We start from the raw sequence: 10,322 nt of genomic DNA, 5'->3' as shown, positions 1-10,322 counted from the left end.
CGGAATTAGGTCGACCACTTACCCAAGTTACGCCTTAAATTTGGCTCAATTAGGGGCGCTTTGCATTTCAAATCTTTGTGCAACAAAGCCATTTCAAAGATGTTTAACCTGAACTTGAGTTTTCAGTACTCGTCATTCAATCGCATCGTATTTTGAAAGAATGATTAATCTTGATGTGGAGCACTTGGTGAATCAAATGAGGGTTTCTTTCTTGGTTCGAGTAAAATCTTAATCACAAATGCTTTGCCAAGGTGATAAACAGAAATATTTAAAGAATTCCAACGGAATAATGAGATTTTTTGCGATATAAAGTTCATGTTAGGGCAGTACAAATGTATGAGCGATCTCGGGTGACGAGGAGCGTTGAAGCGGCTTTTGTTTTTATCACGCTTTCTTAATTCATTCGTTGAACTTTGAACGACTAGACAGGAACTGATACAGTCAATATGAATAAGTGGTTTAAGGGTAGTTTATTGCTTGGTATTTTGGTGAGTAATTTTGCATTTGCAGATTTTTTACCACCAGATCAAGCATTTCAATTTGAGGCAGTATCAGTCAGTCATCATCAAGCTGAACTAAAATGGAAGATCGCAGATGGTTACTATCTCTATCATGATCAAATCAAAGTTTCAGACATTCAAGGTCCTGTAAAGTTATCTCTACCACGCCCAAAAGCGAAAGATGATCCGAACTTTGGTATGACCCAAGTGCATTATCAGGATGTAATCAGCAATATTCCAGTCAAACCAAATCAAGAATTTAAGATTCAATGGCAAGGATGTGCTGAAAGTGGTTTATGTTATCCGATTCAAAGAATAACGATAACAACTGACAGCACAGGTTTATTCCCAGCGCAGCAAACTACACAAGCTAAGAAAGTTTTAAATCTCAAAGAAATTTCAGCGGCATCTAATGGAGTTGTGAATACTCGAGATGCACAAGAAAATGCTTCACCAAAAACAGAAACACAACTCATTTCAGAGGATAATAATACAGTCGCAGATCGTAAAAATTTTAACGCTACTGCGCTTGAGCTAGATAAAACCGAATTTGGGGAAAATAATTTAATCAGTGAGGATCAATCCACGCTAGATGCAAATTTATCTAAAGAAAATCTGAACAGGCCAGCCAGCTTTTTGAGTGTATGGAACAACGATCAATTTTTTTTAAATTTGCTCTCTCAACAAAGTGTATGGCTTAATTTATTGGTGTTTTTAGGACTTGGAATATTGTTGGCATTCTTGCCTTGTTCATTGCCCTTAATTCCGATTTTATCAGGCATTCTTGTGCAAAATCACAGAGGTTATCGTGCCGCGATAATAGCTTTTATTTTTGTCACAGGGATGGCTATCGTTTATGCGTTAATGGGATTCGTTGTTTCTCAACTGGGCTATAATTTTCAGCGTTGGTTTCAAAGTCCGATCTTCATTAGTATTTTTAGTCTCCTATTTATTACTTTTGCCCTTAATCTTTTCGGTGCATTTCAAATCTCTTTACCTCAAGGAATATTACAACGCTTAGATCTTTGGCAACAAAAACAAAAAGGCGGAACATTGATCGGTGCAGGACTCATGGGGATGATTTCTGCACTGATAGTTGGACCCTGCATGAGTGCTCCGTTGGCTGGAGCATTGATATTTGTCTCACAGATGAACCAACCTTTATTAGGGGCGACTTATCTTTTTGTTTTGGGCATTGGGATTGGTTTGCCGCTTTTTATTGCGGCAGTTTTCGGGACGCATTTTTTACCTAAACCTGGGGTATGGATGGATCGACTCAAGGTCTGTTTTGGTTTCGTGATGTTGCTTGTGGCCATTTATTTTGTACGGCCACTTATTCCAACCAGTATTTATCAAATTCTGATGGGTCTTTTACTTCTTGGATTTGCTGTATATTTACTCTGGAAAATGAGACCTTATATCGAAAAAATAGTAGTTAAAAGCATCATCATATTACTCAGTCTTGGCATGATGTTTTTAGGAGTGAATTATGTGCAGCAAGGGTATACGCACTCCCTTGTAACGCAGGCCAAAACATTACATACATGGCATAAAGTCAACTCTGCCGCGCAGCTTTCAAATGTTTTGAAAGCAAATCAAGGTAAAGCCGTAGTAATTGATGTTTACGCAGATTGGTGTGTTGCATGTCAACCGATAGAAAAAGAGGTACTTCCGCGTGAAGATGTTCAAGCCAAACTCAATGAGTTGGTTTTAATTAAATTAGATCTCACTCATTTTGAACCAAGCCAAGATGAACTGTTAAAAAAATGGCAAATTTTAGGACCGCCTACATTTATTTTTTTAAATACGCAACATGATGAAATACGTGATCTGCGCTTGACTGGCACTTTTACTGCAACACAGTTATTAAATCGATTGCAGGAACAATCTGTCGGGATGGTTCAGTAATGATTTCATTTGATGGGATTCAACTTGGATCACTCATGTTTCCATGGGTTTTATTGATTCTATTCAGTGGGATACTGTTCATCATTATCCTGATCAATGTTTTAGGTCATCACTATAAATGGACAGATACCCAAGTCAAAATCAGTAAAGATTCAGTGTGGACAAGCATCATTATTGGAGCAGTTGCCGCTAGAGTCATCTTTGTTATGTTCTATTGGGAGATTTATATTGAAAATCCTTTAGATATACTCAAAATCCAAGATAAAGGATTTAGCTTATGGAGTGGATTATTCTTCGGTGGGCTAAGCTATATCATTCTCAATCGAAGCTTACGAACAAAAATGAAAATCATTTTAGTTGGGGTGTTTTTATTTTGGGTAGCGATTGGTGTAATGATAAAAACTCAATACAAGGTTGAAAGTTATTATCCTGATCTAAGTTTTCAGATACTCCCAACTGATCATAGTGAAAATAAGAATGAAGGGTATTTCACAGATTTTTTGGGTCAGCCTACAGTCGTTAATTTGTGGGCGAGTTGGTGCCCGCCATGTCATAGAGAGATGCCAATACTTTTTCAAGCACAAAAGGCTCATCCCAATATTCATTTTGTGATGCTCAATCAAGGTGAAGATATCACAACGGTTCAAAACTATTTACAAAACCACAGCTTCAACTTTAAAAATGTCAGACTTGATGTAAATGGGGAAATGCCCAAGCAGAGCAATAGTTTTGGCTTGCCAACTACATTGTTTTACGATGAAAAAGGTAAATTGGTGGATAGACATATGGGTGAGTTAAGCGCTGCAAAATTGCAAGAATATTTAATTAAAATGACAGCTGAGTAGAGCTAAAGGTTATGAAAGATATAAATAAATTAATATTGTTGTCTAGCGTATTTTTAATAAGTAGCGTCAGTTATGCGGATTTAAAAAAGCAGATTTCAGCAGAGGGCTTTGAGTTTGTAAAAGAAATTCCAGCACCAGCAGGTATGACAGGATGGGCAGGGCATATGAACCAACATCCAGGCACGGTTTTTATTTCTAATGATCAGAAATATTACATTATGGGTGATTTATATAATGCTCAAGGTGAAAATATTTCTATTGAAGCATTAAATACACATGTCAAAGACGCCGTATTAGATGATGTATGGAAGAGCATTGAAAAGTCGACTTGGATTCAAGATGGTGAAAATACAGCAGCACGCGTTGTTTATGTATTTTCAGATCCTAACTGCCCATATTGCCATCAATTTTGGGAAGCTGCACGACCATGGGTAAACTCGGGAAAAGTTCAACTTCGACATATACAAGTTGGTGTAATTCGAGAAGAAAGTCGAGGGCAGATTGTCACCATACTTAACTCAAGTGATCCTGCTAAAGTATTTAATGACTACAATAAAAAGAAAGGTAAAGAGCGATTAGTTGTTACGCAAAATATATCAAAATCTTTACATGAAAAAATCGACTATAACGAGTCACTCATGGATAAATATGGATTTTTTTCCACGCCAGCTATGGTATGGAAAAATCAACAAGGAGAGTTCAAGTCTATGCAAGGAATGGCAAAAGACTTGCAAGACGTTTTTGAAAAATAGAATTTTTTGGACTTTAGTACTCTTGAATACAAAACTTTAAAATTTAATACATGGTCATTTGCATGGAGAATATGATCGTATTTGAGTCTCATATCCACAACTGAAAGAATTGCAAGATTATGAAGTAGGATCGCAATATAAGCGATAAAGCGTTTGTATAATGGTGAGGACTTTAGGATCACTCACTTGATAAAAAATTTGTTTACCTTCACGACGAGTCACCACCATTTCAGCTTTACGTAATACGGTTAACTGTTGTGAAAGCGTGGGTTGAAAGATTTGAGTTCGATTCTCAATTTCCTGAACGTTCAATTCACCATCTACTAAAATACAAAGTATCTTTAAGCGATCAGGATTCGACAGGACTTTAAGTCGATCGCTGACTTGATCAACTTGTGAAAAATCCATTTGATTGAATTCAACATCAGATTGCATTAGATGTTCCTTTGAAACAGAAGGATGCGTATGTTAAAGCATCTTGATTATTTTTCAAAATTATATAATATAAAAAAATATATTGTAAATAAGTAAATTGTTATGCATGATATTGTGATTGCTTTTTTAGGTGGAGCACTACTCGGTTTATCTGTGGTTGGATACTTATATGTGAATGGTCGAATAGCAGGGATTAGTGGTTTAATCGGTCAAGTACTAAATCCGCATACAGTTTTCAAAACACCAGCATTGTGGTTTTTACTGGGTCTCATCATCTCACCCTTTATCTATGGTATTTGGGTTCAGCCTGAAATTGAACTCGAAGCAAGTCCATTCATGATGATCGTGGCAGGTATTTTAGTTGGATTTGGAACACGTTTAGGTTCTGGCTGTACAAGTGGGCATGGCATTTGTGGTTTAAGTAGATTGTCCAAAAGATCTATTGTGGCAACACTAAGTTTTATGCTGACAGGCTTTATAACGGTTTATTTAATTCGACATGTCACAGGAGCATTCTAAATGAAAAACCTTTTTGCTTTTTTGTTTGGCTCACTTTTTTCCGTGGGGCTCATGTTATCTGGAATGTCGAACCCTGAAAAAGTTCTTAATTTTCTTGATTTATTTGGTGAGTGGGATGCAAATTTGGCATTTGTCATGATGGGTGCCATTGTCGTGGCATTCATACCCTTTCAGATCGTAACCAGAAGTGAAAAACCTTTAACTCTATTCAATGAGACTATTGATTTATTAAAGAACAATCAGCTTGATAACAAGCTCATCATAGGTGCTAGCTTGTTTGGGATAGGATGGGGCATCGCAGGCATCTGTCCAGCACCAGGATTAACATTAATTGGTTTAGGGCATTATCAATCACTCTATTTTGTGATTGCGATGTTGATAGGAGTTTTGATTCACCGTAAATGGATGGGAGCATAATTATGAAACTAGTGATGAAAGATGCCACTCAAGATCAAATTAAGCCGCTAATTAAAGATTTTTTTGATCAAAATACCAATACATTTAGTTATGTCGTGGCTGATCCTGTGACATTAAGTTGTGCCATTATCGATAGTGTTTTAGATTTTGATGCTGCTTCTGCGACAACAACGACGGAACATGCTGACCAGATTATTCAATACATACATGAACAGCATTACAAAGTTGAGTGGATTTTAGAAACACATGTGCATGCTGATCATTTGACCGCTGCGAAATATTTAAAATCTAAGCTGGGTGGCAAAATTGCCATGAGTCATCATATTGGAATTGTACAAGAAACATTTGGCTCAATTTATCAATTGGATATTAAGGCAATAAACGCACAGCAACCATTCGATTATTTATTTAAAGATCATGAGTGTTTTAAAATTGGAGAAATTGAAGCCTACAATATTCCAACGCCTGGTCATACACCTGCTTGTCTTAGTTATGTGATAGGTGATTCAGTTTTCGTGGGTGATACTATATTTATGCCAGACTATGGTACAGCACGTTGTGATTTTCCACGGGGCTGTGCAGCAGAATTATTTGATTCAGTTCAGAAGCTTTATCAACTGCCTGATCATATGCGTGTATATCTATGTCACGATTATTTACCAGAAAATCGACACCAATATATGTGTCAAACGGATATAAGAACGCAAAAAAAATCGAATATACACATTCGAATTGATTCAAAAAAGAATGATTTTGTGGAAATGCGCAATAGCCGTGACGCGACATTGGGGATGCCAAAGCTCATTTTACCAGCCATTCAAATTAATATAAACGGTGGCAAATTTCCGCCCACTGAACACAATGGAGTATCTTATTTGAAAATCCCTTTAAATTTTTTCAAATCATAAAATTTAGCTACTTTAATTTTTATAGATATTATAAATACATGTTATGTATAAAATTGAAAAAGGCTTTAAAAACAAGTTCAATAGGCGTATAGTTAAGTATGAAAGTTGATCAGCCTAGTCGGTTATTAACTTGATTTTTTTCTATGTTTCTAAACACTCTTTATCGAAAAGAGTTGAGAGGAAATTTTGCTAAGATCTAGTGGACTCATCATTGCATTTGCAACGGTGTTATTACAACTAGCGGTTTATTTACAACCGATCTTACCGGAGAAATTTCATGTCGCTCCGGTATGCATGTCTATTATGCATAATTTACTTTCTCCAGAACGCCATCAGCATGTTCATGAGACTTATCACGATCTCGTCCACCATTTGAGTGAAAACGAACATCATCACGACCATAATCAAATTACTCACCAATGCCAATATTGCACTGTGTATGGAGACCTCGTCTTACCATTTGATTTTGGTGTAAAAGAAATTTTTGATCGCTTACAAGTTAAGTTGAGCTTCTACCGCAATTCTTTTTGGCACGTCTATTTTTCTCTACAGAAGCTCTATCTTCTGCCTCAAGGCCGAGCGCCACCTTTTGGACTCTAATTGATTTAAACCTTGGATCATTTTGATCTTAATCAATTTATTTAGAGTTCAATCTTATGAAAAAAATCTTTAAACAGTCTGTAGCTAACAGACGGTATTCACTCATCCTCAAAAAAGTGAATTTAAAATCGCGTGTTATCGGAATGATACATGACATCTACAATGTAATTCTGACTGTAGTTTTAAACTCATTGAAGAACAACATTCACCACAAAATTCAATGATAAGGTGACCTCATGGATCTAGGACTAACAGCGCTCGAATTGGCGCGTATACAATTTGCATTCACTGTTTCATTTCACATTATCTTTCCAGCAATTTCGATTGGATTGGCAAGTTTTTTGGCTGTGCTCGAATGGCGTTGGCTTAAAACGAATGATCCTGTTTATCGAGATCTGTTTAAATTTTGGATAAAAATATTCGCACTTTCATTTGGTATGGGTGTCGTTTCAGGCGTGGTGATGAGCTATCAGTTTGGAACCAACTGGAGTGAATTTTCACGTATTGCTGGTAGTGTCACTGGACCATTGCTGACGTATGAAGTGCTCAGTGCGTTTTTCTTAGAAGCTGGTTTCCTCGGTATCATGTTGTTTGGCTGGGGGCGAGTTGGACCAAAGACGCATTTTTTTGCAACCTTAATGGTGGCAATAGGAACATGTATATCCATGTTTTGGATTCTGTCATCTAACAGCTGGATGCAAACACCTCAAGGCTTTGCATTTGAAAATGGAATAATTGTTCCTCAAGATTGGTTCGCGATTGTCTTTAACCCATCCTTTCCTTATCGATTAGCGCATATGGCACTGGCCGCTTTCTTGGTTTCAGGCTTATTGGTTGCCGCAACTGCTGCATGGCATCTACTCAAAGGACGCCGTGATGCGTTAGTTAAAAAGTCATTCTCGATGGCAATGTGGATGATCCTTGCTTTAGCTCCACTACAGATGTTCGTGGGTGATTTACATGGATTGAATACCTTAGAACATCAGCCTGCTAAATTAGCTGCAATCGAAGGTCATTGGGAAACCAATAAAGATCATGGTATGCCGTTGTATCTATTTGGTATTCCAGATATGGAAGCTGAAGAAACTAAATATGCGATTGGTATTCCAAATCTGGGTAGCCTGATCATGACACATACCCTTGATGGTGAGGTTAAAGGCTTAAAAGAATTCGCACCTGAGGATCGACCTAATTCAACCATCGTTTTTTGGAGTTTCCGAATCATGGTGGGTATGGGCATGCTCATGATCTTACTGGCTGTATTTGGTCTATGGCTACGTAAGACAGGCAAATTCTATGATTCTAAATGGTTGCACAAGTTTGCTTTGTGGATGGGGCCTTCAGGTTTTATTGCATTATTGGCAGGCTGGTTTACCACAGAGGTGGGACGTCAACCTTGGATTATCTATGGCGTAATGCGTACGAAAGATGCGTTATCTCCTGTCTCTGCGGAACAGGTTGGACTTACGCTAATTATTTTTGTTGTGGTGTACTGCATCGTATTTGGTATCGGTATCTTTTATATGTTGAAAATGATGGTAAAAGGACCAGAATTTATTTATTCAACACCACATTCAGATGGCGAAGTGATCCGAGCGTCTAAACGCCCGATGAGTACCATTGATAATGAACAACAACTTGAAGCATCAAACAGGGTGAATGATCGGGAGAATTTGAAATGATTGATTTATCATTGATTTGGATTGTGATCATCGCACTAGGTGTGTTGATTTATGTCGTTCTTGATGGTTTTGATTTGGGAATTGGTATTTTATTTCCATTTGTGAAAGATCGCCAAGAGCGTGATGTCATGATGAATACTGTAGCACCCGTATGGGATGGCAATGAGACTTGGATGGTACTTGGTGGAGCTGGTTTATTTGCCGCTTTTCCACTGGTCTATTCGACTGTATTGTCCGCATTATATATGCCCATCACCTTAATGGTGATCGCGCTTATATTTCGTGGAGTCGCTTTTGAGTTTCGTTTTAAGGCTAATCGGACTAAGGCACTTTGGGACCAAGCATTTATTTGGGGTTCAATTTTAGCTTCATTTTTACAAGGTGTGATTTTAGGCGCTTATATTCAAGGAATTCAGACGACCAATGGTGTGTTCACGGGTGGTGGTCTGGATTGGCTCACTCCATTTTCACTCTTTACAGGTTTAGGCGTTGTTGTGTTATACGCGACACTCGGTTGTGGATGGTTAATTTTTAAAACGGATGAGCGTGTACAAGATCATATGTACCGTCTGATGCCGAAGCTTATGATCGCGTTATTTCTAATATTTGGCGCTGTCAGTATTTATACCCCCCTTGTACATGACGATATTGCACAGCGTTGGTTTAGCCAACCACAAATGTGGTATTTCAGCCCCGTACCAATACTGGTATTGATTTTTACTTTCCTTGCGCTTAGAGCTTGTAAACGTCGTCAGGAGTTTGCGCCTTTCATCTATACATTGGCTTTGGTATTTCTTGCGTATACGGGCTTCTTAATTAGTTTATGGCCTAATATCATTCCGCCAAGTGTAACGATTTGGCAAGCTGCTGCACCTCAAAGTAGTCAATTATTTGCTCTCATTGGTGCACTCATTCTAATCCCAATTATATTGTTTTATACCGCTTTATCTTATTGGGTATTTAGAGACAAGGTCCGTGTTGGTGACGAAGGTTATCACTGAGGAGAATGATAATGAAACTGAATCAAGCAGGGTGGTTTATTGTTTTATGGCTCGGTGGTTTTTTAAGTCTATTATTGATTGCTGGTCTATTTCGATTGCTCATCCAGTGGGCGTATTAATCTAAATCTTTAGACATCAACAATTAACCCATCATCTAGGTGATGGGTTTTTAATTTAAATACTAACGACTAATCGTTGTTGATCATAATTGGGTAATAGAAACTATGATATAGGCACAATTAAGCGGATTTTAGCTTCTAAACCAACACTTTAAAAATTTACTTAAACAATTGATTTAAGATAAAATTAGAAGAATCATCTGAATCTTTGAGAATGATGAGTGACATCGTTTCAATCACTTATGACATAACTATCGCCGTTTTAAGGAATCACGAGACTGATATTTAATTGTCGTTGTTCATGGTCCAATTACTGTGAAAAAAAAGCCAGACTGGTGGAGCAATCTGGCAAAGCGTCAAGATGAGTCACCCGTGACAAGTGATGTTTCCTGAGTTCAGGTTTAAGTTGTTCTGAACTTAAGCCTGAATAAATTCAGCCACAGCCTGGTTAAACGCCTGTGGTTGTTCAACATTAGAAATGTGCGAAGCATTAATCTCAACAAGTTGACTACCCACAATCGCTGCTTGCATAAACTGACCATCTACCACAGTGGTCACAGGGTCTTGTTGACCTGTAATAATCAATACAGGAATCGAAATCTGTTTGAGTTGTTCACGCACATCCGCCTTAGCCAA

At 37.7% G+C, this 10,322-nt stretch carries 12 protein-coding genes; 10 read left to right on the top strand and 2 right to left on the bottom strand.

Annotated features, from left to right (window positions below):
• The first annotated feature begins 446 nt into the window (after nucleotides 1-446).
• From dsbD to dsbG, 3 genes are read left to right on the top strand one after another with little or no spacing between them, the layout of a single operon-like run.
• The gene (gene dsbD, locus AC1M9D_RS13520; protein WP_481612395.1) at nucleotides 447-2,408 is read left to right on the top strand and encodes a protein-disulfide reductase DsbD; all 1,962 of its coding nucleotides are present in this window, start codon (nucleotides 447-449) and stop codon (nucleotides 2,406-2,408) included.
• Nucleotides 2,408-3,253 carry a prolipoprotein diacylglyceryl transferase family protein gene (locus AC1M9D_RS13515; protein WP_481589610.1) on the top strand — a complete coding sequence of 282 codons (846 nt, stop codon included), beginning with the start codon at nucleotides 2,408-2,410 and terminating at the stop codon, nucleotides 3,251-3,253. Before dsbD ends, AC1M9D_RS13515 begins: the two co-directional genes overlap by 1 nt.
• 20 nt (nucleotides 3,254-3,273) lie before the next feature.
• Nucleotides 3,274-4,005 carry a thiol:disulfide interchange protein DsbG gene (dsbG, locus tag AC1M9D_RS13510; RefSeq protein WP_481589616.1) on the top strand — a complete coding sequence of 244 codons (732 nt, stop codon included), beginning with the start codon at nucleotides 3,274-3,276 and terminating at the stop codon, nucleotides 4,003-4,005.
• A gap of 117 nt (nucleotides 4,006-4,122) precedes the next feature.
• Here dsbG and AC1M9D_RS13505 read toward each other — a convergent pair whose 3' ends face one another.
• Nucleotides 4,123-4,440 (bottom strand): metalloregulator ArsR/SmtB family transcription factor, encoded by a 318-nt coding sequence (locus AC1M9D_RS13505; protein ID WP_481589611.1) that lies wholly within the window; start codon nucleotides 4,438-4,440, stop codon nucleotides 4,123-4,125.
• Nucleotides 4,441-4,542: 102 nt separating this feature from the next.
• Here AC1M9D_RS13505 and AC1M9D_RS13500 point away from each other — a divergent pair, with 102 nt between their 5' ends.
• From AC1M9D_RS13500 to AC1M9D_RS13470, 7 genes are all read left to right on the top strand, one after another.
• Complete coding sequence (locus tag AC1M9D_RS13500) at nucleotides 4,543-4,959, top strand: YeeE/YedE family protein (RefSeq protein WP_481612394.1); 417 nt, start codon at nucleotides 4,543-4,545, stop codon at nucleotides 4,957-4,959.
• Complete coding sequence (locus tag AC1M9D_RS13495) at nucleotides 4,960-5,376, top strand: DUF6691 family protein (protein ID WP_481612393.1); 417 nt, start codon at nucleotides 4,960-4,962, stop codon at nucleotides 5,374-5,376.
• A 14-nt stretch (nucleotides 5,377-5,390) separates the two neighbouring features.
• Nucleotides 5,391-6,284 (top strand): MBL fold metallo-hydrolase, encoded by an 894-nt coding sequence (locus AC1M9D_RS13490; RefSeq protein ID WP_481612396.1) that lies wholly within the window; start codon nucleotides 5,391-5,393, stop codon nucleotides 6,282-6,284.
• Between the two features lie 186 nt (nucleotides 6,285-6,470).
• Nucleotides 6,471-6,884: a DUF2946 domain-containing protein gene (locus AC1M9D_RS13485; protein ID WP_092768857.1), complete on the top strand. Its 414-nt coding sequence runs from the start codon at nucleotides 6,471-6,473 to the stop codon at nucleotides 6,882-6,884.
• Nucleotides 6,885-7,120: 236 nt separating this feature from the next.
• Nucleotides 7,121-8,566: a cytochrome ubiquinol oxidase subunit I gene (locus AC1M9D_RS13480; RefSeq protein ID WP_481589613.1), complete on the top strand. Its 1,446-nt coding sequence runs from the start codon at nucleotides 7,121-7,123 to the stop codon at nucleotides 8,564-8,566.
• A complete protein-coding gene (gene cydB, locus AC1M9D_RS13475) occupies nucleotides 8,563-9,567 on the top strand; it encodes a cytochrome d ubiquinol oxidase subunit II (protein WP_180028990.1) in 1,005 nt (334 codons plus the stop codon). The genes AC1M9D_RS13480 and cydB overlap by 4 nt, the downstream gene beginning before the upstream one ends.
• 11 nt (nucleotides 9,568-9,578) lie before the next feature.
• On the top strand, nucleotides 9,579-9,686 hold the full coding sequence (locus tag AC1M9D_RS13470) for a DUF2474 family protein (RefSeq protein WP_155757002.1): 108 nt from the start codon (nucleotides 9,579-9,581) through the stop codon (nucleotides 9,684-9,686).
• A 417-nt stretch (nucleotides 9,687-10,103) separates the two neighbouring features.
• On the opposite strand, the gene AC1M9D_RS13465 is transcribed toward AC1M9D_RS13470, so the two are convergent.
• Nucleotides 10,104-10,322, bottom strand: a 219-nt coding sequence (locus AC1M9D_RS13465; RefSeq protein WP_481612392.1) for an alpha/beta fold hydrolase, incomplete at its 5' end; no start/stop codon positions are given.

This window comes from Acinetobacter sp. ANC_7682 (assembly GCF_056779795.1).
Note: the sequence above shows the minus strand (reverse complement) of the source record. Positions and strands in the feature narration are given on the sequence as shown.